Genomic DNA, 22103 nt, shown 5'->3' with positions numbered 1-22103 from the left:
ATAGTCAAAAGGATGAGGGCGAAAAGAGCTGCCAGGAATGACAAACGATCCTTCAGCTGCATTCTGATCCTGATGGCGAGGCGGCAGGAGAGGCTTGGAGAGCGTGAGGGGTGATATATGGGTGAGATGAGATGATGATTAACCTGGATCCATTGGTGATCGCCGAGACCTGGCGGAAGAGCGGGCGCGAGGTGGCGATAGCCACCGTCATCGAGACGTGGGGCTCGGCGCCGCGGCCGACAGGGAGCCATTTGGTGATCGATAGCGACGCCAATTTCGAAGGCTCTGTTTCCGGAGGTTGTGTGGAGGGCGCCGTTATTACCGAAGCACTGGAGGTCATAGGCACCGGTGAGGCAAAGATGCTGGAATTCGGTGTCTCCGATGAGACGGCCTGGCGTGCCGGGCTTTCCTGCGGCGGGCGCATTCGCGTCTATGTAGAAAAGCTTGGCTGATGGACCTTTCGACACTGGAACGGCTGAATGCCTGCCGACGCACACGGGCTGCGGCCGCATTGGTCACCGATCTCGACAGTGGTAAGTCGAGCGTCATTGCAGAAGGTGACAAGCTCAACGGCGCCCTCGGCGAGGCGGTGGCTTCTGCGTTCCGGTCCAGGCGTTCAAGCGTTGTTGAGATTGACGGTGGTCGCTGTTTTCTGAACATTTATCTGCCGCCACCCGATGTCGTCATTATCGGAGCCGTCCATATAAGTCAGGTCTTGGCAAAGATGGCAGCACTCGCTGGCTTTAGTGTACGTATTATCGATCCGCGGACGGCATTTGCGACGCCTGAGCGTTTTGCCGGGATCGATCTGATTGCTGACTGGCCCTCAGACGCACTGAAGGAGAAGCCCCTCGACGCTTATACTGCGCTCGTTGCAGTGACGCATGATCCGAAAATAGACGATTTCCCGATTGCGGAGGGCCTGCGTCGCGGTTGCTTTTATGTTGGGGCACTCGGAAGCAGAAGAACCCATGCATCGCGTCTGGGTCGCCTGAGGGCCGAGGGCTTTGCCGACGAAGCGCTCACCCGCATCAACGGGCCGGTCGGGCTGCCTATCGGTGCCTCCAGTCCGGCAGAGATCGCGGTCGCTATCCTCGCACAGATCATAGAGGCGTTGCGAACGCGTGATATGGGATCGCGGAAGGGTGAGATTCAATGAAGTTCGGCGAATTTCCAGTCGCCAGGGCGGAAGGACTAATGCTGGCGCACGCGGTCCGATTGCCGGAGCGGACCTTGCGCAAAGGGCACCGTGTTTCTCGAGCGGACGTTGAGGCACTCAAACAGGCCGGTATCGTCAGCGTCACCGCAGCGCGGATCGAGGACGGCGACCTCAACGAAGACGAGGCAGCCCGGCGGCTTGCCGAAGCTGTCGCGCGGGACCACCTGCGTTTCTCCGAGGCCACGACGGGACGCGTAAATGTCTATGCCGCCAGTGACGGGCTCTTCGTTGCAGATCGTTACGTCGTTGATTGCGTCAATCGGATCGATCCGGCGATCACGCTGGCCTGTCTCGCCGATCATGTGCGTGTCCGGGCAGGCGATATGGTGGCGACTTTCAAGATCATTCCCCTTGCCGTGCCGGGCAGCAAGGTCGAGGCCGCTTGTGACACCTTGAGAACGGCTGTGGCCTTGGAGGTCAAACCGTTCAGTGAACACGCGGTATCCCTTATCGCCACCGAACTGCCGTCGCTCAAGCCCGCGGTCATGGACAAGACTGCGCGTATTCTGGAGCGCCGGCTTGCCTCATACGGCAACCGGCTGGAACGCGAGCAGCGGGTGGCTCACAGACATGATGCTGTCGCCGCCGCCATCAGTCAGGTGATAGCCACCTCTGAACCCTTCCCGAAGCTTGTCATCATCTTTGGTGCCTCGGCGGTAATCGATAAGGACGATGTTATCCCCGCAGCTATTCGTCAGGCGAAAGGCGAGATCTTGAGCGTCGGTATGCCCGTCGATCCCGGCAATCTCATTGTTCTCGGACGGATTGGCGAGACCTTTGTTGTGGGGGCGCCTGGTTGTGCGCGGAGCCCAAAGGAGAATGGCTTCGATTGGGTTTTGGATCGCATTCTGGCCGGTGAGAAGCCGGATGCCCGGGATTTGACGGGCATGGGTGTCGGCGGGCTGCTGATGGAAATCGAGACCAGGCCACGGCCGCGAGAAAGCGCCACAGAACCCAGTCGACCGGTGACGGTTGCAGCGGTCATTCTGGCTGCCGGGATGGCGAGTCGAATGGGCGAGGGCGGTGCTCACAAGCTGCTGGCCGAATTCGATGGCGAGCCACTGGTGCGCCATACGGCGAAGACTGCCCTTACTGCCGACGCAGCATCCGTCGTCGTCGTGACAGGCCACCGGCGGAGCGAGATTATGGCGGTGCTGTCCGGACTGGATTTGACAGCTGTCGAGAACCCTGACTATGCGTCCGGTATGGCAAGCTCGCTGATTTCAGGGTTTTCAACTCCGGCAGCGCGCGATGCGGATGGTGTTCTCGTCATGCTCGCCGATATGCCCGGCGTGAAGGCAGGCGATCTCAATCTCCTGATTGCAGCCTTCCGCTCTGCTTCCGGGCGTGCAATCGTCCGCGCAGTCTCGCGGGGAAAGCGTGGCAACCCGGTCATTCTTCCCAAATCGCTTGGCGACGCTGTAATGCGGCTTGAGGGCGATATCGGAGCACGACATATCATCGAAACATCGGGGCTACCGATTATCGACGTGGATATCGGCGATGCGGCGCATCTGGACGTGGATACTCCCGAGGCCGTTCAGGCGGCCGGCGGGGTTTTGACAAGATGAAGTCATCGCGCCTGCAATTCCGGGCCTGGCCATTGAAGCCTTGACTCAGACGTGCGGTGAATTGCGCTTTTCCGGGCCGGCTGCTGCGTGGCACCCCGTCATCCGAACCGTCGGCTGCTGTGAAACTTTGATACACTTTTTCGGCTGCGAAGATGTGGTGACTTGATGTATTCTCCACGGTAAACAAGGACATCACCATGGACGCGGCCGCGCATATAGTTGTTGTTGATGATCACGGTGATATCCGGGATTTGGTCCAACAATATCTTGAACAACAGGGCTACAGGGTCACAGCCGTAGAGAGCGGCGCGGCGCTACGCCGCCTGTTGGAAAAACAGACAGCTGACCTGATCGTTCTTGATGTGATGATGCCAGGCGAGGACGGGCTTTCGGTATGCCGTCAGTTGCGCACATCTACCGCCACTCCGGTAATTTTCCTCACCGCTATGGCGGACGATACTGACAGGATCATCGGCCTGGAACTTGGCGCTGACGATTATCTCGTCAAGCCTTTCAATCCGAGAGAACTCCTGGCCCGCATTCGGGCAGTGCTGCGCAGATCGGGCAACCCTACTATGCCGCTCGCTGCGGCCAACCTGAAGAATGTGCGGGTCGGGCCCTGGCGCGTGAACCTTGGCCGTCAAGAGATCTCCGGCGAGGACGGAGTTGGAATTCCCTTAAGCTCAGCGGAGTTCCGCTTGTTGAAAGTCTTCATCGAGCGACCGGGGTTTGTTCTGAGTCGAGAGCAGCTGCTCGATCTGACCGTTGGTCGCACTGCTGACGTCTTCGATCGCACTATCGACAACCAGGTCAGTCGGTTGAGGAAGAAAATCGAAGATAACCCGAAAAATCCGTCCATCATCAAGACACACTGGGGCGGTGGCTACAGCCTCTCGGTGGAAGTGGCTCCAGAATGATAAAGAAATGGACGAAAACTCTCGCGGCGCAATTCATCGGCTTTACCCTTGCGGCCTTGCTCATCGCTCAAGCCATTACATTCGTCATATCATGGAATGAGCATTGGAAGGCAGTGGATGCCGCCGCCAAGAGCGAGTTCCTCAGCCGCACCCGCACTATAACGCGTCTTATCAACAACGCCGTTCCAAGCTCCAGGCAGCAGGTGCTCACCGCGAGTGAAACGGGGGACTCGCGTTTTTGGATAAGCGATGGAGATCCTGCGAGCGCGGCGACGTGGAGATTGCAGGCGGTTGACCACTTCAGCCGACCGCTCGAAAATTACGTCGACCTCGTGCGGTTTTTTGAAGGTGGAACAGCCGTACCGCAGGTACCGACGGCAAAAAGCGTGGCGTCCTCGAACCGTGGCCAGGAATGGAAGGCCCCCCACCAGGAGCTATGGACGCTTCCTCAACCGGTGAAGTATCTCTACTTCGATGGAGCTCGCGGATATGGCATGGCTGTGAGGCTGGATGACGGCAACTATCTGAACGCTGCCTTCTATACAAAACAAGGTAGCTGGTGGACCTCCACTTCCCTGAGTTCGCTTGTTTTGACGGCCGCCGTGCTTGCCATCATCGGTGTTCTGGTGGGCAACCGTATTGCCAGGCCTCTGAGAAGTCTGGCAATCGCTGCCGAGGCTCTTGGGCGTGGTGAGAACCTCCCGCCATTGGAGGAATCCGGGCCGGAAGAGGTGAGGCGAACAGCATCTGCATTCAACCAGATGCAAGCTCGCCTGCACAGGTTTATTGACGACAGAACGAAAATGCTTGCTGCGATCGGTCATGATCTGCGCACACCGCTCACCTCTCTTCGGTTGCGGACGGAGTTTGTCAAGGATGAGGACATCCAACGGAAAATGCTCGCTACAATTGAGGAGTTACAGAGCATGACCGAAGCGGCGATCGCTTTCGCGCGTGGCGAGTCAACGGAAGAAGAGACCCGGCCGATCCAGCTCGAGGCGTTGATCGGCAGCATATGTGACGATCAGGAGGATCTGGGGCGGCCGGTCACGTTGGTAAGTGCGGACAAGATAACATATCGCTGTCGGCCGGATGGGTTGAGAAGGGCTATACGCAACATCGTTGAGAATGCTGTCCGATACGGCAGCGAGGCCAAAGTGTTGATCTTGCAAACTGTGACCACAGTAGACATCGTTGTGGAGGATCGCGGACCCGGCATCCCGGACGACATGAAGGAAAAGGTCTTCGCTCCATTTTTCAGGCTTGAAGCGTCTCGTAATAAACAAACCGGCGGGATCGGGCTCGGTCTGGCAATTGCGCGTGCAGTTGCTCGTCAACATGGGGGTGATATCGCGTTCGTCACCATGGAGAATGGGATGCGCACCATTATTTCGCTTCCACGTCACGATGATGGTGAAGTGAGCAGAGCCGCGATTTCAAAACGATGGAACGTCAGCGCAGCAATCATTCCCGCGCGCCGCCGCCGACAAGCTACCTCGATCTCATCGTGATCAATAGTTCAGTTACTCTGCGGGAACCTGGTTAGCACCAGTCTCCCACAAAACCAGATCCCGTTTCGGCTCCGGAACTCGAGAAGCTCCATCTCCTCGTTAGAGGCGGCAAGCTCACATCATAGCTGAGGGTTGATGCGCGGCGCTGTCTGGTCGTGGCCCGCCAACGCGTATCTGTCACCGCATCGCTGCCAGAGGTGTAAACCCTTCAAATTGCAGTCAACGAGACCTGTCACTGCTGATGCTCGGGAATCTCAGAAACGATACTAGCTAGGTTTACGGGAAAATGTCGGACACGTACGCCACAGGCATTGTAGATCGCGTTCACGAATGCCGCAGATGCTCCGCACGCTCCGAGTTCGCCTACACCCTTTACCCCGACCGGATTGGCATCGAGATCAGGTTTATCTATCAGAATGATGTCGACATCGGGTACGTCGGCATGGACCGGCAGCAAATACTCCGCCAGATCACCGTTCACCACGTTGCCATACCGCGGATCGATCTCTGCGGCCTCACGCAGAGCGGCAGAAAGGCCCCAGATCATGCCTCCAAGCAACTGCGAACGGGCGGTCTTGGGGTTGAGAATCCGCCCTGCCGAGAATGCGCCAAGCATTCGGCGGACCCTGATTTCTCCGGTCAATCCATGCACGCCGACTTCCACGAAATGCGCGCCATAGGTGTGGCGGGATTTCTGGTCCCAGTCGAGGATCTGAGATGACGCTGGAAGTTTCCCCGCTACAGACAAGCCTTGCGGATATTTCGCCAGAATTTGACTGATAAAATCCTTGCCTGCGGAAACGCCGGCCTGTTGCATAAGGCTAAGGCAAGCGTCGTGAAGCGCGGCTGTCGTATTCGATGCTCCCCAGGAGCCTCCAGAACCGCCTCCAGTCGGCAGGCTCGAGTGTGCGAGAAATACATCTACATCTGAAACCGTGATGCCCAGCATCTCTGCTGCGAACTGAGCGAGGATAGTGTAGCTTCCCGTTCCTATGTCTGTCAGATCCGATCGCACCGCCACTCGGCGTTCTGCGGTGACGCCCACTTCCACTTCTGTCGCGCCCTGGAAGTGAACGCGTATCGCCGAGGCCATGCCCATGCCTATCAGCCACTGCCCGTCGCGGCGGCTGCGGGGCCGGGCAGGGCGTTGAGACCAACCGAACCGCTCCGCCCCGGTTCTCAAGCATTCGGTAAGGCTGCGCCCGGTAAGCGGCACTCCGCTTTCCGGATCCCTTGTCGTATCATTTACAACTCGTAGCTCGACCGGGTCCATGTTCAGCGCTTCGGCCAGCTCATCCATTGCGGATTCGACTGCCAGCAGTCCCGGCAGTTCTCCGGGGCCACGGACCGGTTCACCGTTGGGCAGGTCCAGATGCGTCCCCCTATGACGTGTCATGCGATTTGGGCCGGAATAAAGGGAGCGTGTCACTGTGCCTGTCTGCTCGAGAAACGGGTCTCTGTCATTTGAATAGATCAGAGCTTCATGGCCGATGGCAATTAACTTACCTTCAGCATTGGCGCCAAGTCGCACGCGCTGCCGCTGCCAGGGCCGCATTCCCAGCAGGCTGAACATCTGCTGTCGGGTCATGCAGACCTTGACAGGTTCACTGACCATCCTGGCAGCGATTGCTGCTCCCATAATGTCGGCATGGACCGCGAGTTTCGATCCAAACCCGCCGCCAACGAAAGGCGCCGAGACAACGAGGTTTTCAGGTTCGATATTGAGGGCGGCCTTAAGAGAAGCACCGATGTAGCGGAGTGTCTGGTGGCTGGTCGTGAGGTGGAGTGTTTCGCCTTCCCAACGGGCAAGCGTGCTATGCGGCTCCAGCGGCTGCGAGAAATGCGGTGGTGTCTCGTACGTCTGATCGACTTTAAAAGCAGCGTCGGCATAACCCGCATCAAAGTCCCCGTGGTGGGTGAAGGCGGGAAATCCGGCATTGGCAAGTTCAGGTTCGGTGACGGGATTCCCTTCGGCATAAGCGAAGTTCCCCGTCATCGATCTGTAGCTGACAACAACGGCGTGAGCAGCGTCGCGCGCATTCTCAAACGTATCCGCGACCACGAGTGCAATAGGTTGTCCGAAATGATCGATACTTGTTCCAGCAAGAATCGGACGCGCACGAACCGCAAAGCCTGGGGTCTGAGGATCGAGCTTGCCCTGCTGCGGTGCGTTTTTGTAGGTGATCACAAGACGGACGCCCGGCATTGCCTCGGCAATCGATGTGTTCAGAGTGCTAATTTCACCTTTGCCAATCGTCGCTGTTGCGAAAACGCCAACGAGCGTCTGATGGATCGCTGCCCTCTCGTACGCGTAGATCGCGGAGCCCGTGACCTTCTGCGGTCCATCAAGCCTGTTAATTGATCGACCAACAATTCTCGTCTCGGCGTTCGGCGTGTCCATACGGGTCATCGGCTTTGCTCCTGTGCGTCGATCAGCGCTGCATGCAAGGTGCGTTGCGCTAGCGCAATCTTGTAACGGTTGCGATCGGTTGGCCGAGCACCCTCCAGAATGATCGCTGCGGCATCGCGAGCGACCTCCTCCGGCGTGCCGGATCCGCGACGCTCGGCAGCCTCGACGCGCCATGGTTTGGCGGCGAGTCCTCCAAAAGCCAGGCGTTCGATTGTCACGCTTGCGCCATCCACACGAGCCACTAACGCGGCGGAAACCGTGGCGAATGCATAGCTCGCCCGCTCACGCACCTTGCGGTAGACATGCACCCCGCCGAGCGGAGCAGGAACCTCGACAGCAGTGATAATCTCGCCTGGACGAAGAGCCGTCTCGATGTGAGGTGTATCGCCAGGCAAGCGATGGAAATCAGCGATCGGAATGCCGTGCTCACCTTCGGTACCCAGGACATGGACCACGGCGTCGAGTGCTCGCAGGGCAACTGCCATATCGGAGGGATGTGTTGCAATGCATGCGTCACTCGTTCCGAGTATGGCAAGATTTGCCGAGGTCCCATTCAGCGCATCGCAGCCGGAACCCGGCTCGCGCTTATTGCAACCCATCGCCGTGCCGTAAAAATACGGACAGCGTGTACGCTGCATCAGGTTTCCTGCGGTCGTTGCTCGATTACGTATCTGTCCGGATGCACCTGCAACAATTGCCCGCGTGAGGACGCCATATTGCTGCCGGACGATTTGGTGTGCTGCGAGATCAGTGTTGCGGACCATTGCCCCCAAACGCAACCCGCCGTTTTCAACGCCTGCGATCGTATCGAGTCCCAAACCGTTGATGTCAACGAGGTGCTGCGGCACCTCTATCTGAAGCTTCATAAGGTCGAGCAAATTGGTGCCGCCTGCTATGATGCGAGCATTGGCTCGTGCTGCCAACGTGATGACGGCGTCGTGGAGGGTGGTCGCGCGATAGTAGGTAAACGGCTTCATCCGTGCTGCTCCTGAACATCGAGGATGGCAGCAATGATATTGGGATAGGCCGCGCAACGACAAAGGTTTCCGCTCATCCGTTCCCGTATCTCCTCGGGAGAGACCGATGACGGTACCGTAACATCAGCCGTAGCCGAGCTTGGGATACCGGCAGTGATTTCATCAAGCGTCGCAACCGCGGAGAGGATCTGGCCCGGGGTGCAGTAGCCGCATTGGAACCCGTCCCTCTCGACGAACGCGGCTTGCATGGGGTGCAAGTCCTCTGGACGTCCAAGGCCTTCGATAGTCAGGATTTCGCTGCCTGTAAGCATGACGGCAAGGCTAAGGCAGGAATTCATCCGTCTGCCGTCGACAATGACGGTGCACGCGCCGCACTGGCCATGGTCGCAACCCTTTTTAGTCCCCGTCAGTCCGATATGCTCTCGCAAGGCGTCGAGCAGGGACGTCCGCGTGTCGATTGTAAGCTCGCGAGCTTCGCCGTTGACGTTGAGTTCGATATTGACGATATTTTCCGAGGGTGTCTGGGCCAGAGCCGGCATTCGCACAAACGTCATCCAGCTCATGCTCGCGCCGGCCGCGATACCAGACCCTGCTCCCTTGTTGAAATCCCGGCGAGTGACCGCTAGGGGGCGATAATCGTTCGTCATCTGCTTTTCCTCCGTGACGAGCCAGATTGTCCCAAGGCAAAGGCGTCGAGGGCTTCGCTCTAGATAGGACCAATGCTGCCGAACGTGCGAACGCGCTGACATTGGCAGCCAGTCGTCGTCCGGATAGTCCTGAATAGTAAGAGTGATTTTGCGGGCCTTACAACACCGGCAGCGCTAACGTCTCTGGTTAGAATAACTAACCAATGCGCGCTATCGAATGGCGCTACCACGGCAGGACACCATATCCTTCCTGATGCAAAAGGCGGAACGACGAGATGTCTGCATTTTTTACTATAAGCCCGCCTGCCGTAACTCGGCGTTACCGGTGAGGTCGACGGGACAATAACTTGTCAAGTTATCGTGATTGCGTGGGTTCTTCCAGCGAAGCGCTGGATTCGGCGTGCGGAGGTTGGCCGGGGCGAAAAGCGGTGCAAAGGCGAGCTGAGATAATATGCCCTCGCGCAGCCCATCCACGAAGCGGCGATAGAGCCTGCACTTTAATGATTAAAGGCGCTTCGCTCTAAAGCGAAGGCCATAAGCAAAAGTCGGCACAAGTTAAGCGGCAACCGCTTGTTGCCAACACGCCAGGCGCTGTTGGGGTCTATTGGTTTTAAAGGAGACTGTCATGCCGAGCCTGGTAAACGGTTCTTATGCTGGGGCGAAAACCCAGGCTACGGGCAAGAGACGTGTCGACATGCAGGTACCAGGGATTTTCGAGAGGCTCGGAACTTGAATCCAGTTGGCTTCCCGCGATGGCCGCGAGTTCATAGATGGAGGAGGGCGCCTCGTCGGCTAAGTTTACCACGCGTCGATCGAAGACACCTTCCAATGCCAGCGTGACTGCCTGTGCGATGTCACGATGGTGGATCGTGCTCATGCGTTGTGCCGGATGCCAGGCCCTGACGTGATTGGGAAGAGAGTGAAGATGTCCGTCACCATCGCCGTACACGAAGGGGAAGCGAAGGATCGACCAGTTCAATCCGCTTTCACGTAGTTCCTTCTCCGCGGCCACCTTGCTTGCGGGATAGGCGTGCTGAGGATCGACCGGGTCATCTTCCCTTCCCGGATGCGGATTATCCTTATTGTAGACATGGCTGGTGCTCGACATGATGAAACGCGCGTCGGGGGCATGCGCCTTAACGGCCGAAATCAGGTTGCGCGTGCCGCCGAGGTTGCTTCTCCAGATGACATTGGTGTCTTGCGTGCGAAACACGGCGGCGAGGTGCACGATAGCGGAGAGCCCTTGCACGGCGTTCGTCAGGGTCGAGGCGTCGAGAATATCTCCGGTCACGGCTTCTGTTCCTTCGGGGCAGCTCTTGCCCGCCCGAAGCAGGACACGGCAGGCAAAACCCGCCTCCACCAGCCGTGGCAGAAGTCGCTCGCCAACGAGCCCGGTGGCTCCGGTGATCAATACGGTCATTTGCTCAATCCTTTCGCAACAGGGTCTGCAGTCGTTCGGTCGCTGATTTGAGGACACGGACGGTCACGGCCAGATCGGCCTCGTCGATCCCGCCGAAGGCGGCGTCGTGAATGAAAGAAAGGTCGGGAATTCTGCGCCACAGCGCCTCACCTGCGGCTGTCAGCGTCAGCAGACGTTGACGCTGATCGCCTCCATTCGCGGTCTGCGCGACCAGATCCTTGCGGACGAGGGTTGCGATGATTCCGCTCAGGGTCGCGCGTTCAAGTTCAAGTGCGCGACCGAGGTCTCGCTGGACGGACGGGCCGTTGTTGACGAGATACCAAAGGACATACCATTGCGTGGAGCCGAGATCGAAGGGCCGCAAGCGCTCCTCCATGAGTGCCCGACCCGCGAAATAACACCGCTTCGTCCATGCCCCAACGGAAAGATTTTTGGTGTCCGCCTGAATGTCCATGGAGACATGCCTGTCATTTCGTTCGCTACCATACGATAATTGCAAGGTAGCGAACGAATGTCAATGCTCGATGCGGGCGGATTCGAACGAGGGGATATCAGGACGCTGGGCCAGACAGCTGGACAGCGGTCTTGGACGCAAGCGACGCGGCAACGGCTCCAAGGTGGCCGGAGCCCTCGGGTTTTGCATCGTAGTGGCCAGATCCGGTAATGATCGCGGTGACCATGATGTTCCCCTTCTTTATCGTGACTTGTCCACCTCGCGCAGGAGGTCGATGAAGGCTCGTAGTGGCGACGGAACGTGCCGGCTGCGCGGGTAATAGAGCGCCAGCCCGGGTGTGGGTGGGCACCAATCATCAAGTACGGTCACCAATTGACCGGACGCCAGAAACGGCCGCGCGAAATAGTCGGGCACGTAGGCGATGCCGCGCCCGTCTGCCGCCGCCTGCACGAGAAGATCATTGTCATCGAGGGTGAGATTGCCTGGTACGTCTATCGCCACTTCGGCGCCGCGTTTTGAGAACTCCCAGCGATAGCGCTTCCCGCTCGGCAGACGCTGGCGGATGCAACGGTGCGCTAAAAGGTCGTCGGGCGTATGCGGTCTTGCTCTGCCCTCGAGGTAGGATGGCGCTGCCACGGCGATGAAACGCACGTCGCCGCCGAACTTCACCGCGACCATGTCTTTCGGAACAGCTTCCAGCAGGCGGATGCCGGCATCGAAGCCCTGCTCCACGATATCGATGAGCCGACCGTCCGAAACCAGATCAAGCTCGACGTCGGGATAGAGATCAAGAAATCGCGGAACGACATCGGTGAGCAGGATTCGCGCGCCGCTCTTGTTCGCATTGATCCGCAGCGAGCCGCTTGGGGTACCGCGTTCCTCTGATATGGTATCGAGTGCCTGATCGAGATCCTGCAGAACCGGGTCCAGTCGTGCGAGCAGGCGAGCGCCAGCCTGGGTCAGCGATACGCTACGCGTGGTCCTGTTGAAGAGCCGTATTCCCACCTTTCCCTCGAGTCCGATGATCGCGTGGCTAAGGGCGGAGCGCGAGACGCCCATGATGTCGGCAGCTTTGCGGAAGCTCTGGTGATTGGCCACCGCGGCAAAGGCGGCAAGATCGTTCAGGCTGGGGCGCAACATTCGTGATTTATCCTCACCACATTATCTCAAATTGAAGATCTTATATCACCAATGCTGTTGATTTACATTCAGAGATGAACAGATCAGGAGTTTCTATGTTAAAAACATGGTTCATTACCGGTGCCTCTTCGGGGCTCGGTCTCGAGATGACACAACAGCTGCTCGACAAGGGACACAGGGTGGTCGCCACTGCCCGCCGTGTGGGCGCGCTGACGAAACTTGCGCAGGAATACGGCGGCCGTCTCGATATCGTTGAGCTCGATCTGGTCGAACCGCGAAGCATTGACTCCGCCGTTAAAGGATCATTCCAACGGCAAGACCGGATAGACGTGATCGTTAGCAACGCCGGCTACGGCCTGTTCGGTGCTGCGGAAGAGCTCACGAATGGGGAGATAGACCGGCAGATCGCCACAAACCTTGTCGGCTCCATCCATTTGATCCGCGCAGCATTGCCTCATCTTCGAAGGCAAGGCGGCGGGCGGATCGTCCAGGTTTCGTCCGAGGGTGGGCAGATCGCCTATCCGGGCTTCAGCCTCTATCACGCGACCAAGTGGGGCATCGAGGGCTTTGTCGAAGCCGTGGCACAGGAGGTGGCGCCTTTCGGCGTCGACTTCATCATCGCCGAGCCCGGGCCGACGGGCACGAATTTCGGAGCCAATCTTGTCCATGCGGAAACCATGGATGTTTACGATGACACCCCGGCCGGCGCCGTTCGCCGGGCGATCACTGACGGCAGCTTCGAGATCAAGGGCGATGCGGCACGAACGGTCGCCGCAATCATATCAGCCGCCGAGAGCGAGAAGCCGCCGCTGCGACTGGCGCTGGGCAGCACGGCCTATTCGTCTATCTCCGAGGCGCTTTCCACGCGTTTGTCCGCTCTTGAGGCGCAGCGTCAAGTGGCAGATTCCGCCGACAGGCAGGATCTGTGAACCGCAGGGGTCTGGAAACACAGACCTCGAGAACAGGAAAGAAGATACATGTCCATTCGACCAGCTATATTGGCTCTCGCCATCAGTGTCTCGTCTTCTGCTTTTGCGCAGACAGCCGCTGAAAACCAGGTCGAAGGCACCTGGCGGATGATGTCGGCAACCATCGATCCTGACGGCAAAAACATCGCTGCCTATGGAGAAAAGCCCAACGGTCTTCTCGTCTTCACCTCCGACATGCACTTCGTGGAAGTTCTGACCGACGCCGACGTCCCGCGGTTTGCTTCCAATGCTCGCGGTGAGGGAACGGATGATGAAAACCGCATGGCTATGTCACGCAGTATCGGGTTTTTCGGAACATACACCGTTGATGAGAAGGGTGAGTTCAGCGGAAACTGTGTCGAAGGGGCGACTTTTCCGAACTGGGTCGGCAGCGTCCGAACACGTGATGATCTGAGGATGGTCGTGGAGGGCGACCGCATGACCGAACAATTTCGCAGACCGGAAGGCACCGAAATCAGGATCGAATGGCAGCGTGTCAAATGAGGTACCGAAGGGCGGTCTTCCGCATAAGGTGTCAACCTTATGCGCGCCCGCCCTTCGACTATGATCAAAAGCGACGTTGAGTTGCCCGGAGGAGAGAGCCATGCTTTTCAATCGCCGTTACATGTTCAGGGCAGGAGCCGCAACCGCCCTGGCGTTTCAGCGCCTCAAATCATGACACGCGCCGCCTTCGGGTCCGTCCCGCCGAAATCGAATATAACCAACACGGGATTTTAACGCTTCGCGCTTGGAGGGTTCGGGGTGACGTCATCCTTGACGGCATGCCGACCACATCAAAGGGCCGACGGAAGGCGATCGTCCGGCGTTCAGCCAGGCGCAATATGTCCTCGGCCAAGCCGAATGGGACTTCTGGGTATAGCGCGGCAATCAGGATGAGACGTCTCACTTAGATTGCCGCTACGCATTCTGGGCTTCAACTGACTTTGCGGGAACGCCGGCCACCATGCATGCGACAGCTATTCGGAGAACGATCCTTCCACTCAGAGCAAAGATGGCCTTCATTGGTGCGGATACATCGATAGGACCAAGTATCACAAGCATGACCGCCGCCTGACCCACATCGCGCATATGGCATCTCTATTTGAATCGGCAGTCGTAGCCTGTGAGCGATTCAGCGACTGGATCCGCGGCAATGGCAAGACATCGAAGCCTCGCGCAAAGAGTTTGATGCGGCCGAACAATGCCGAATTTGGAGGAAGCTTCGATCTGCTTCTACCAAAACTCTTGGCCAAGTCACCGCGGTTCGAGGACGTTCTTTGCGCTCCAGTCGTAGCTTCTCATGTAATCAAGGAACGCACGCATGGCCGCGCTCGGAAGGCGGCGGCTGGGGTAGTACAGGAACCAGTGTGGCAGGGTGGGGCTCCAGTCGTAGAGTAGCTCTACCAGTCGGCCATCTTGAAGGTATGGTCTGGCGTAGTCATCGAAGACATGTGCAATACCTCTGCCCGCTAGGGCAGCCTGTAGTTCATTGTGCGCTGAACTGACCGTCAGGCGGCCCGTTGGGGTGACTTCGATCTCCTCGTCGCCTTCGGCAAATCGCCAGGTGACAAGCGTGCCTCCGGGGAAGCGGCGCTTGACACAGTCATGATGGACAAGTTCATGCGGCGTCTCTGGTTCTCCGCACCTGTTGATATATTCAGGCGAAGCGACGATTGCATAGCGGAGCGCGGGGCCAAGCGGGAGAGCGATCATGTCCTGCGCCAGTTGTTTGCCGAACCTGACGCCCGCATCGAAACCCTGTTCCACGATGTCGATGACGGCTGCATCGCTGATGATTTCGATCTTCACCTCGCGGTATACCTCCATAAAATCGAATACCAGTGGGCAGAGGAAGTGATCGACTGCCGGCGCCGGCGCGTTGATCCTGAGGGTCCCTGACGGGCTATCGCGCAATTCATCGACCTCTGCGATAGCGAGCCTGATGTCGCTCAAAGCAGGCGCGAGACGCTCCAGAAGACGCTGTCCTGCCTCCGTCGGAGACACGCTCCTCGTCGTTCGATTTAGAAGCCGGATGCCCAGAGCCTCCTCCAGAGCATTCATTGTTTGGCTTAAGGCCGATGAAGAGATGCCTCGCTCGAGTGCTGCCGCGCGAAAGCCGCCGCAGCGCACGATGGCAACAAACACGTCGAAACTGTCTAGCCGAATGGGCTCCATTGCGAAGTTTTTCTAATCAAGTTGATAAACTTATTGCAGGTTATCAGATCAATGGCGCCGTGTCATGATCCCGCTAACTGAAGGGCTCCGGCAACTCCCTCCTCGCTTCGGTCTGATCAAGGAGCAAGAGAGGCGAAACGCCCAATGAAGAAGGAAAGACAGATGAATGCCTTCACTCTCAACAGACGCGCCATCATGCTGTCCGCTGTTGCAGGCGCGTCAAGCATGATCCTCCCGAGCCTGGGCGGTTCGGACAGTGCCCACGCCCAGACATCTACACCAGCAGCTGGCAACGCCGGTTATTATCGCTTCCGCGTCGGAGAGATAAGCGCAACGGTCTTGAGCGATGGCGTGATTGGTGGTCCGCCACGCGTTTACGCCAGCGATGCCCCGGAAGCCGAGCTTCAGGACGTGCTGCGACAGGCATTTCTGCCGACCGACCATATGATGCTTAACCTCAACACGCTGCTGATCGAAACTGGCGGTCGGCGGATTCTGATCGAAGCCGGCGCCGGCAAGACCATGGGCCCAAACGGCGGTCGCATCTTCGATAATCTCGCGGCAATCGGCCTGGACGCTTCTGACATTGATGCGATCGTCATCTCCCATACCCACCCTGACCATGTCGGCAATTTGAGGACCGCAGACGGCGGCAAGGCCTTCCCCCGGGCCACTGTGTTTGTCCCGAAGGCGGACTGGGACTTCTTCGTTCGCACCGATCCGGATCTCTCCTATATGCCTGTGCCGGAGGATTTCCGGACGCGATTTGCGGCAAACATCAAGAACAGCCTTGAGCCCTTCAGGAATGATGTCGAACTATATGAGGCCGGCGCCGAAATTGTGCCGGGATTGGCGACGATCGTCGCGTCCGGCCACACTCCAGGCATGGCTACCTTCCTCGTTCATTCCGGAAATGACCAGCTGCTGCTGACCGCAGACCTTGCCTATCACCCTGTCGTCAACGTCGACAGACCCTGGGTGCCAGGCCCCGACCGCGACAAGGAAACAGCCCTTTCCTCACGTCGCCGCATTTTTGACAAGGCGGCCACCGAGCGTATGCCGGTTCTTGGCTTTCATTATCCTTTCCCGGGTCTCGGCCGAATGCTGAAGACTGATGGCGGCTATGCCTGGGTCCCCGCCAACTGGCAATTTTGAAGTCAACAACAAACGAGCAGGAAATCTCCTATGGATCAGTCAAAGATCAATCGTCGCGGCTTTCTCGGCACGATGGGTGCGGCAGCAACCGGGCTTGCACTCGCCGGCAGCGCGACCGCGCAGGCCCAGGAAACGAATGCGTCGCTGGCCGCACCTGCTTCCAACACGGAGGTGCTGACCCGCGCCTTGCCTCGCACCGGCGAACGGGTCACTGCTCTCGGTCTCGGCACCTTTCTGACATTTGACTTGAAGCCGGGTGATCGCCGCGATGCCCTGCGACAGGTATTTGAGCGATACGTTGCCGCAGGGGGGCGCGTGGTAGACACTTCGCCGCTCTACGGTTCGGCAGAAGTCAGCGTCGGCCAGTTCATGGGCGAATTTGAACGATCTGACGAAATGTTCCTCGCCAACAAGGTCTGGTCGACAGGCGAGTATCTTGGAGACGAAAGCCATGCCGTTGAGAGCTTTCGTCAATCACGCATGCGGACATGGAGAGACACGATCAATCTCATGCAGTGCCATAGCATCACCAATGCCCCCGTCATCATCCCGCTGATGAAGGCATGGAAGAAGGAAGGTCTTGTCCGCCATGTCGGCGTGACCCATCACGAGTCGGCGGCGCAGGACCAGTTGCTGGCGATTGTCCAGCGCGATGATGTGGATTTCATCCAGACCAATTACTCGATCTTTAACCGCGATGCCGAGCACCGTCTTCTGCCTGCCGCCGCCGACAAGGGGGTTGGCGTCCTGATCAATCTGCCGCTTGAAAAGGCGCGGCTGATGAAGGTGGTCGAGGGGCAACCGCTTCCCGGGTTCGCTTCCGAGTTCGGAGCGACCAGCTGGGCCCAGTTCTTTCTGAAATGGGTCATGGCACACCCTGCCGTCACGAGCGTGCTCTGCGGTACGTCAAACCCTGACCATATGAGTGACAATGTCCAGGCGATGACAGGCCCGCTTCCGGACGAGCGCATGCGTGCTCGGATGGTCGCGCATATGGAAACAATTCCCGGGTTCGGCTCCATCGGCACGATGCCGTGGTACCCGGGCAAGGAGAATATGTATTCTGGCCTCATCCGCCAGGCACAGGCCAACGCGGCGCAGCGCCTGCGGTAACATACGCGGCCAGCTTGGCTTTGAACTCACGGCACCGGGAGATATAGTCTTGCCCTCCACCAGACGTTCACTTCTAACCGCATTTCTAACGCTGCCTGTCATTGATGCCGCGCACTCGACGGTGTTTGCGCAGACTACTTCCGAGCTGCCGCTGACCCCGCACTGTCCTGCCGGGGAGGAGCCGACGCTTGAACGGGAGGCCGGTCCCTTCTTCAAGCCGAACTCACCGCTCGAGCGCGATCTTTATTCCAGCGCACCCGGTGGTGAGCGGATCACCGTTGCCGGGTTCGTCTTCGACAATCGCTGCCGGCCGCTCGCCGGCAGCCTTGTCGAGATTTGGCATGCGGATGAGAAAGGTAACTATGATAGCGTTGGTTTTCGTCTGCGCGGGCATCAGTTCACCGACGCCCAAGGGCGCTGGTGGTTCAACACTATCATACCTGCGCTTTATCCCGGCCGAACACGTCACTTCCATGTCAAAGTCCAGCGCCCGGGCGGGCGCCTTCTGACGACACAACTGTTTTTCCCTGGTGAAAGCAGAAATGCCGGAGACCGGCTGTTTCACCACGCGCTCCTCCTCGACCTTAAGAAAACGGACGACGGACAGTTTGCGCAGTTCGACTTCGTGATTTGAGCCACGAAACGCAGCGCAAGCGCCGGTATTTAGTCGGGCATGACTTCCATTCGCGATCAAGACAACCGTCGCAATGGCTGGCTGGCGTACCAGGTTCCCGTGCTTGCGGTAAACTATACTCTGCTTGATCACTCAAACAGACAACAGATGGGACTGAATCTCGCGAGCAGCGACGTCGCCGGCCTTGCGAGTGCGATCATCGGTTGTCGGAAGATATGTCTCGATCACGCGGCCGGCAGGTTTCTGACGGGAAGCTTGATGTCCAGGCGATGCGGGGATGATTTAATAATCCCGATGATCACGGTATCCACTGAACGCCGTCTTTTATGACCCTGGCCGGGTTGCCCGCGACCACAGTGCCAGCAGGGACGTCTCTCGTAACGATGGCACCGGCCGCGACAACGGCGCCATCGCCGATAGTAACGCCCTTGAGAATGACAGCTCGCATTCCGATCCAGACGTGATTTCCGATCCTGATGGGCGCCTTCTCCGACCGGCCAACGATCGAATGTCCGTCCCAGTCGCGGATGATTACCTGGTCAGCGATGAAAACCTCTTCGCCGATGGTGATTTCGTAGCCACATGAGATCCAGGAATGACGGTTGGCGAACCCGCTTCCTAGGGTCAGCCTGGCACCACTTTGCACACCAATTGTCCCACCGGAATGAAGGGTAAACTGACCATTTACAATGAGCTCACCATTTTTCTTGATCACGAGTTGCGTCGTCTCGGCAACGAGACCTTTCCACCCTTCGCCAACAGTGATGGTCCCCGTTCCACCGACGCTGCCTTTTACCTCGGCGCGCCCTTTTTCCCTCAGTTTGACACACTTGGGCGACCGGATACTTGATAAACGGCGCAGAACCCTGCTGATCATTGATTGCTCCAATAGCCCTTGGCCAAGCCACATCACCGGGGATGATGAATTCTCAGCCCCTGATGCAAGCGTACGCATGCTACGAAGGTAGCGCCCGAAAACCATACCTAAACTGTCAAAAAAATTGCCCAATTCTCTTATAACACCGGCCGGAGCGCACGCGCACAGACCGAGTTTGAGATCGTCTCGCGACAGAATGACATGAAAGGACGTCGCGCCTGGCTTTGTGGTGTCGATTGAACGGTAACGGCACTGGTACAGGGTTCACTGGTGGCGCAATTGTCCAAGACGAGACCAGGAAAGGCGCCGCGGTACCCATTTGACCGAGTGACCGGAAGCGGCTTTTTCCTCCGGCCAAATGTCGTTGCCGTGAACAGATCAGGCGTTGAAGCCGGCGTCTACACTGAGTATCGCGCCGGTGATCAGATTTGCGGCGGGACCAGCCAGAAACGCCACTGCGTTGGCAACTTCACGGGGTTCGCCAAATCGGCCAAGCGATGTGAGGCTGCGTTGATAATCAGCATTCTCGCCATTAGCGGGGTTCATGTCTGTGTCGGTTGAACCGGGAAGGACGAGATTGACGGTAATGCCTTGGGGCCCAAGTTCGCGCGAAAGACCCCGGGTGAACGACAGAAGCGCTGACTTCGACATTGCGTAAGCCGTAACGCCGGGGAAGGGGACGCGCTCAGCCAAGGAGGAGCCGATCGAGATGATCCGCCCACCCGATGGGAGATGCGGGATCGCGGTCTGCGCGAAAAGGAGGGGAGCGCGAACGTTCACATCAAGCATGGCCTGCAGGTCGGCCAGGGCCAAATCCGCGGTCATGCCGGCGGTTCCGATGCCTGCGCTGTTTACCAGAATATCAAGTCCCCCCAGTGTATCGACCGTCTGGCTGACGGCGCGACGGATGGCGTCCGGGTCGGCGCTGTCGGCCTGAATGGCAAGCGCGCGCCGGCCTTTTTCCTCGATAGTTTGAACTACCGATGCAGCCCGATCTGCGGAGCGTTGATAGGTGAGCGCAACATCCGCGCCATTCTCGGCAAGGGCGATCGCGATCGCGGCGCCTATTCCCCTCGATCCACCATTCACCAAAGCACGCTTTCCAAGCAAATTCATCATCTTTTCCTTTATGCAGTGGTCAATGCAGAATTATGTTTCACTCTCTCCAGAACATTCGGAGCCGACCCACCGCTCCCGCGGCCGGCCACGGGAGTTCGATCGTCAGGCTGCGCTTGCTGCCGCGACACGGCTGTTCTGGATCAGGGGATACGAGGCAACGTCTATCTCCGATCTGACGGATGCAATGGGGATCGGGACGAAGAGCCTTTATGCAGCCTTTGTCTCAAAAGACGCGCTCTATGCGGAAGCGCTCCAATATTATTACACGACCTACGAGGGGTTGGTCTGGACGCGATTCAGGGCTGCTTCGACTGCGAGAGACGCAGCACTGGCATTTCTTCAGGATTCCGCGATTGCGATGACCGGTGGAGACTGCGATCTGCCACATGGCTGCATGGCGACGCTCGCCACCGTGGGCAGCGAAGGACACCCGGAACTGGGCGAACTGATGCGAAAGACCCGTGCGGGCGGGTTTGATCTCTTGAAGGCGCGCTTCGACAGAGCGAAGCACGACGGTGATCTAAAGGCTACCGCAGACACGACCAAACTGGCGAGGTTCGTGCAGACAGTTCAAAGCGGCATGGCGATCCGCGCCCGTGATGGAGCAGATCGCGCCGAATTGCACGCTGTAGCGGAAATCGCGCTTTCGGGTTGGGATGCTATCACCGGCAACATCGATCGCAGGATATATAGCGAGGCCTGATCCTTTGACAACGAGGCCGATCAGAACGGTGGCGGCTTCAAGGCTCGTCCATTTGTGGAGCGGGATGAGCGTTCTGTGAAGCGGCTCGGCGGGCAGCCGACCGCGCGTGTGAAGGCAGTGCTGAACGCGCTCGCCGACTTGTAGCCAATCGAAAAGGCGATCTCCTCCACCCTTGCCGTTTCAGACTTAAGCGCCTCCCTGGCAAGCGCCATGCGCCATCGTAACAGGTACGAGATTGGACCGATCCCGACAACGGCACAAAAGTGTGTGGCGAAGGCGGATCGCGAGACACCGCAAAGCCTTGCCAGAGAGTTGACCGTCCATTCTTGCCCGACATTCTCGTGCATGGCGCGAATTGCTTTGGCCGCGACGGGGTCTTGAAGGCCGGCGAGCAAGCCGCGGTTGGTCGGGCTGACAGTTTCCGGAAAGTCCAACGCGGGCGTCCTGAGAATTTCAACGAGTGCCAGTTCGACGAGACGGACGATAATGAACTCGCTAGCTGGTCCGGGATCACGCCCTTCAGATTCCATTAGCGAGAGCAGGTTGTGAAGCCGGTGAAGTTTGGGTGAACGGGAGGGTATATGAACAATAGGTGGGAGAAGCCCCGTCAGGAGATCCTCGTTGGCCGAAGAGAACAGAAATTTCCCCATATGAAGCGAAATCGGTATTTCCTGACCTGAGCCCAGTTTCAGGCGTCCCTCGTGTTTAACGGCCACCGCCGCGACGCTGTCCAATGGCTCTACTTCCTTATTTGAGGTCAGCGTAAAGGGAAGCGTTGTCCGCAGTAGCACAAAGTCGCCCTTTTCCAGCCACATCGGATCGCAACCAGGCCGTACCAACTGGCACGTGCCGTCCTCGATCCAGAAAAACAACAGGTCGCCCAGCGCTGGAAAACTCAGGCCCCAGTCACCAGCGGCGTCCATGCCCCGGCCCAGCAGGGCAGCGCGCGGTCGAAGCAATCGGACAATATCAAGCAAGGGGTCCATTCTTGGGCTCTGGATAAAGTAGTTCGGGGTTTGCGTTATGGAGCGTGCAGAAGCGATAGCATATTTTGACGGAAGACTGAACGAGGCCGAGGCCTCCATCGCCGGAG

At 58.3% G+C, this 22103-nt stretch carries 21 protein-coding genes; 11 read left to right on the top strand and 10 right to left on the bottom strand.

Annotated features, from left to right (window positions below):
* Positions 1–131 precede the first annotated feature (131 nt).
* From ACQZ5K_RS21600 to ACQZ5K_RS21580, 5 genes are all read left to right on the top strand, one after another.
* Positions 132–452, top strand: a complete 321-nt coding sequence (locus ACQZ5K_RS21600; protein ID WP_374997333.1) for an XdhC family protein — start codon at positions 132–134, stop codon at positions 450–452.
* Complete coding sequence (locus ACQZ5K_RS21595; protein ID WP_374997332.1) at positions 452–1159, top strand: XdhC family protein; 708 nt, start codon at positions 452–454, stop codon at positions 1157–1159. The genes ACQZ5K_RS21600 and ACQZ5K_RS21595 overlap by 1 nt, the downstream gene beginning before the upstream one ends.
* Complete coding sequence (locus ACQZ5K_RS21590) at positions 1156–2790, top strand: NTP transferase domain-containing protein (protein WP_448741377.1); 1635 nt, start codon at positions 1156–1158, stop codon at positions 2788–2790. The genes ACQZ5K_RS21595 and ACQZ5K_RS21590 overlap by 4 nt, the downstream gene beginning before the upstream one ends.
* A 197-nt stretch (positions 2791–2987) precedes the next feature.
* A complete protein-coding gene (locus tag ACQZ5K_RS21585; protein WP_080865165.1) occupies positions 2988–3707 on the top strand; it encodes a response regulator in 720 nt (239 codons plus the stop codon).
* Positions 3704–5218, top strand: a complete 1515-nt coding sequence (locus ACQZ5K_RS21580) for an ATP-binding protein (RefSeq protein ID WP_374997330.1) — start codon at positions 3704–3706, stop codon at positions 5216–5218. The genes ACQZ5K_RS21585 and ACQZ5K_RS21580 overlap by 4 nt, the downstream gene beginning before the upstream one ends.
* A 232-nt stretch (positions 5219–5450) precedes the next feature.
* Here the strand turns inward: ACQZ5K_RS21580 and ACQZ5K_RS21575 are convergent, their stop codons facing one another.
* The 6 genes from ACQZ5K_RS21575 to ACQZ5K_RS21550 all read right to left on the bottom strand — a co-directional run bounded on the left by ACQZ5K_RS21575 (position 5451) and on the right by ACQZ5K_RS21550 (position 12266).
* Positions 5451–7628, bottom strand: coding sequence for a molybdopterin cofactor-binding domain-containing protein (locus ACQZ5K_RS21575; RefSeq protein WP_448741376.1), 2178 nt, complete (start codon positions 7626–7628; stop codon positions 5451–5453).
* The gene (locus tag ACQZ5K_RS21570) at positions 7625–8605 is read right to left on the bottom strand and encodes an FAD binding domain-containing protein (protein WP_448741375.1); all 981 of its coding nucleotides are present in this window, start codon (positions 8603–8605) and stop codon (positions 7625–7627) included. The genes ACQZ5K_RS21575 and ACQZ5K_RS21570 overlap by 4 nt, the downstream gene beginning before the upstream one ends.
* A complete protein-coding gene (locus ACQZ5K_RS21565; protein WP_448741374.1) occupies positions 8602–9252 on the bottom strand; it encodes a 2Fe-2S iron-sulfur cluster-binding protein in 651 nt (216 codons plus the stop codon). The genes ACQZ5K_RS21570 and ACQZ5K_RS21565 overlap by 4 nt, the downstream gene beginning before the upstream one ends.
* A gap of 610 nt (positions 9253–9862) precedes the next feature.
* On the bottom strand, positions 9863–10672 hold the full coding sequence (locus ACQZ5K_RS21560) for an NAD-dependent epimerase/dehydratase family protein (RefSeq protein ID WP_448741373.1): 810 nt from the start codon (positions 10670–10672) through the stop codon (positions 9863–9865).
* Between the two features lie 4 nt (positions 10673–10676).
* The gene (locus ACQZ5K_RS21555) at positions 10677–11126 is read right to left on the bottom strand and encodes a MarR family winged helix-turn-helix transcriptional regulator (RefSeq protein ID WP_448741372.1); all 450 of its coding nucleotides are present in this window, start codon (positions 11124–11126) and stop codon (positions 10677–10679) included.
* Positions 11127–11366: 240 nt separating this feature from the next.
* Complete coding sequence (locus ACQZ5K_RS21550) at positions 11367–12266, bottom strand: LysR family transcriptional regulator (RefSeq protein ID WP_448741371.1); 900 nt, start codon at positions 12264–12266, stop codon at positions 11367–11369.
* Positions 12267–12361: 95 nt separating this feature from the next.
* Here ACQZ5K_RS21550 and ACQZ5K_RS21545 point away from each other — a divergent pair, with 95 nt between their 5' ends.
* On the top strand, positions 12362–13195 hold the full coding sequence (locus ACQZ5K_RS21545; protein ID WP_448741370.1) for an SDR family oxidoreductase: 834 nt from the start codon (positions 12362–12364) through the stop codon (positions 13193–13195).
* A gap of 48 nt (positions 13196–13243) precedes the next feature.
* On the top strand, positions 13244–13738 hold the full coding sequence (locus ACQZ5K_RS21540) for a lipocalin-like domain-containing protein (RefSeq protein WP_448741369.1): 495 nt from the start codon (positions 13244–13246) through the stop codon (positions 13736–13738).
* A gap of 750 nt (positions 13739–14488) precedes the next feature.
* Here ACQZ5K_RS21540 and ACQZ5K_RS21535 read toward each other — a convergent pair.
* Positions 14489–15409, bottom strand: coding sequence for a LysR family transcriptional regulator (locus ACQZ5K_RS21535; protein ID WP_448741368.1), 921 nt, complete (start codon positions 15407–15409; stop codon positions 14489–14491).
* A gap of 162 nt (positions 15410–15571) precedes the next feature.
* Here ACQZ5K_RS21535 and ACQZ5K_RS21530 point away from each other — a divergent pair, with 162 nt between their 5' ends.
* From ACQZ5K_RS21530 to ACQZ5K_RS21520, 3 genes are read left to right on the top strand one after another with little or no spacing between them, the layout of a single operon-like run.
* The gene (locus tag ACQZ5K_RS21530) at positions 15572–16564 is read left to right on the top strand and encodes an MBL fold metallo-hydrolase (protein ID WP_448741367.1); all 993 of its coding nucleotides are present in this window, start codon (positions 15572–15574) and stop codon (positions 16562–16564) included.
* 30 nt (positions 16565–16594) lie between these two features.
* On the top strand, positions 16595–17677 hold the full coding sequence (locus tag ACQZ5K_RS21525; protein ID WP_448741366.1) for an aldo/keto reductase: 1083 nt from the start codon (positions 16595–16597) through the stop codon (positions 17675–17677).
* Between the two features lie 49 nt (positions 17678–17726).
* Positions 17727–18311 carry a dioxygenase family protein gene (locus ACQZ5K_RS21520; protein ID WP_448741365.1) on the top strand — a complete coding sequence of 195 codons (585 nt, stop codon included), beginning with the start codon at positions 17727–17729 and terminating at the stop codon, positions 18309–18311.
* Positions 18312–18609: 298 nt separating this feature from the next.
* Here the strand turns inward: ACQZ5K_RS21520 and ACQZ5K_RS21515 are convergent, their stop codons facing one another.
* Together ACQZ5K_RS21515 and ACQZ5K_RS21510 are read right to left on the bottom strand one after the other, a co-directional pair.
* Entirely contained in the window at positions 18610–19188 is a 579-nt protein-coding gene (locus tag ACQZ5K_RS21515) for an acyltransferase (RefSeq protein ID WP_448741364.1), read from the bottom strand.
* 378 nt (positions 19189–19566) lie between these two features.
* Positions 19567–20307: an SDR family NAD(P)-dependent oxidoreductase gene (locus tag ACQZ5K_RS21510; RefSeq protein WP_448741363.1), complete on the bottom strand. Its 741-nt coding sequence runs from the start codon at positions 20305–20307 to the stop codon at positions 19567–19569.
* Between the two features lie 22 nt (positions 20308–20329).
* Between ACQZ5K_RS21510 and ACQZ5K_RS21505 the strand changes: the two genes are divergently transcribed.
* Complete coding sequence (locus ACQZ5K_RS21505; protein WP_448741362.1) at positions 20330–21010, top strand: TetR/AcrR family transcriptional regulator; 681 nt, start codon at positions 20330–20332, stop codon at positions 21008–21010.
* A 20-nt stretch (positions 21011–21030) separates the two neighbouring features.
* Here ACQZ5K_RS21505 and ACQZ5K_RS21500 read toward each other — a convergent pair whose 3' ends face one another.
* Positions 21031–21996 (bottom strand): AraC family transcriptional regulator, encoded by a 966-nt coding sequence (locus ACQZ5K_RS21500; RefSeq protein WP_448741361.1) that lies wholly within the window; start codon positions 21994–21996, stop codon positions 21031–21033.
* Positions 21997–22103 lie beyond the last annotated feature (107 nt).

This window comes from Agrobacterium sp. 22-226-1 (genome assembly GCF_053522345.1).
The sequence above is the reverse complement of the archived record's forward strand: the minus strand, read 5'-3'. Positions and strand labels throughout refer to the sequence as shown.

Excerpts from the sequence above, each read along its gene's own strand:
- ACQZ5K_RS21525 (WP_448741366.1), top strand. The coding sequence starts at position 16,595 with ATGGATCAGTCAAAGATCAATCGTCGCGGCTTTCTCGGCACGATGGGT.
- ACQZ5K_RS21500 (WP_448741361.1), bottom strand. The coding sequence starts at position 21,996 with ATGGACCCCTTGCTTGATATTGTCCGATTGCTTCGACCGCGCGCTGCC.
- ACQZ5K_RS21585 (WP_080865165.1), top strand. The coding sequence starts at position 2,988 with ATGGACGCGGCCGCGCATATAGTTGTTGTTGATGATCACGGTGATATC.
- ACQZ5K_RS21515 (WP_448741364.1), bottom strand. The coding sequence starts at position 19,188 with ATGATCAGCAGGGTTCTGCGCCGTTTATCAAGTATCCGGTCGCCCAAG.
- ACQZ5K_RS21560 (WP_448741373.1), bottom strand. The coding sequence starts at position 10,672 with ATGACCGTATTGATCACCGGAGCCACCGGGCTCGTTGGCGAGCGACTT.
- ACQZ5K_RS21535 (WP_448741368.1), bottom strand. The coding sequence starts at position 15,409 with ATGGAGCCCATTCGGCTAGACAGTTTCGACGTGTTTGTTGCCATCGTG.
- ACQZ5K_RS21530 (WP_448741367.1), top strand. The coding sequence starts at position 15,572 with ATGAATGCCTTCACTCTCAACAGACGCGCCATCATGCTGTCCGCTGTT.
- ACQZ5K_RS21600 (WP_374997333.1), top strand. The coding sequence starts at position 132 with ATGATGATTAACCTGGATCCATTGGTGATCGCCGAGACCTGGCGGAAG.
- ACQZ5K_RS21580 (WP_374997330.1), top strand. The coding sequence starts at position 3,704 with ATGATAAAGAAATGGACGAAAACTCTCGCGGCGCAATTCATCGGCTTT.
- ACQZ5K_RS21550 (WP_448741371.1), bottom strand. The coding sequence starts at position 12,266 with ATGTTGCGCCCCAGCCTGAACGATCTTGCCGCCTTTGCCGCGGTGGCC.
- ACQZ5K_RS21575 (WP_448741376.1), bottom strand. The coding sequence starts at position 7,628 with ATGACCCGTATGGACACGCCGAACGCCGAGACGAGAATTGTTGGTCGA.
- ACQZ5K_RS21565 (WP_448741374.1), bottom strand. The coding sequence starts at position 9,252 with ATGACGAACGATTATCGCCCCCTAGCGGTCACTCGCCGGGATTTCAAC.
- ACQZ5K_RS21595 (WP_374997332.1), top strand. The coding sequence starts at position 452 with ATGGACCTTTCGACACTGGAACGGCTGAATGCCTGCCGACGCACACGG.
- ACQZ5K_RS21540 (WP_448741369.1), top strand. The coding sequence starts at position 13,244 with ATGTCCATTCGACCAGCTATATTGGCTCTCGCCATCAGTGTCTCGTCT.
- ACQZ5K_RS21555 (WP_448741372.1), bottom strand. The coding sequence starts at position 11,126 with ATGGACATTCAGGCGGACACCAAAAATCTTTCCGTTGGGGCATGGACG.
- ACQZ5K_RS21510 (WP_448741363.1), bottom strand. The coding sequence starts at position 20,307 with ATGATGAATTTGCTTGGAAAGCGTGCTTTGGTGAATGGTGGATCGAGG.
- ACQZ5K_RS21570 (WP_448741375.1), bottom strand. The coding sequence starts at position 8,605 with ATGAAGCCGTTTACCTACTATCGCGCGACCACCCTCCACGACGCCGTC.
- ACQZ5K_RS21545 (WP_448741370.1), top strand. The coding sequence starts at position 12,362 with ATGTTAAAAACATGGTTCATTACCGGTGCCTCTTCGGGGCTCGGTCTC.
- ACQZ5K_RS21505 (WP_448741362.1), top strand. The coding sequence starts at position 20,330 with ATGCAGAATTATGTTTCACTCTCTCCAGAACATTCGGAGCCGACCCAC.
- ACQZ5K_RS21590 (WP_448741377.1), top strand. The coding sequence starts at position 1,156 with ATGAAGTTCGGCGAATTTCCAGTCGCCAGGGCGGAAGGACTAATGCTG.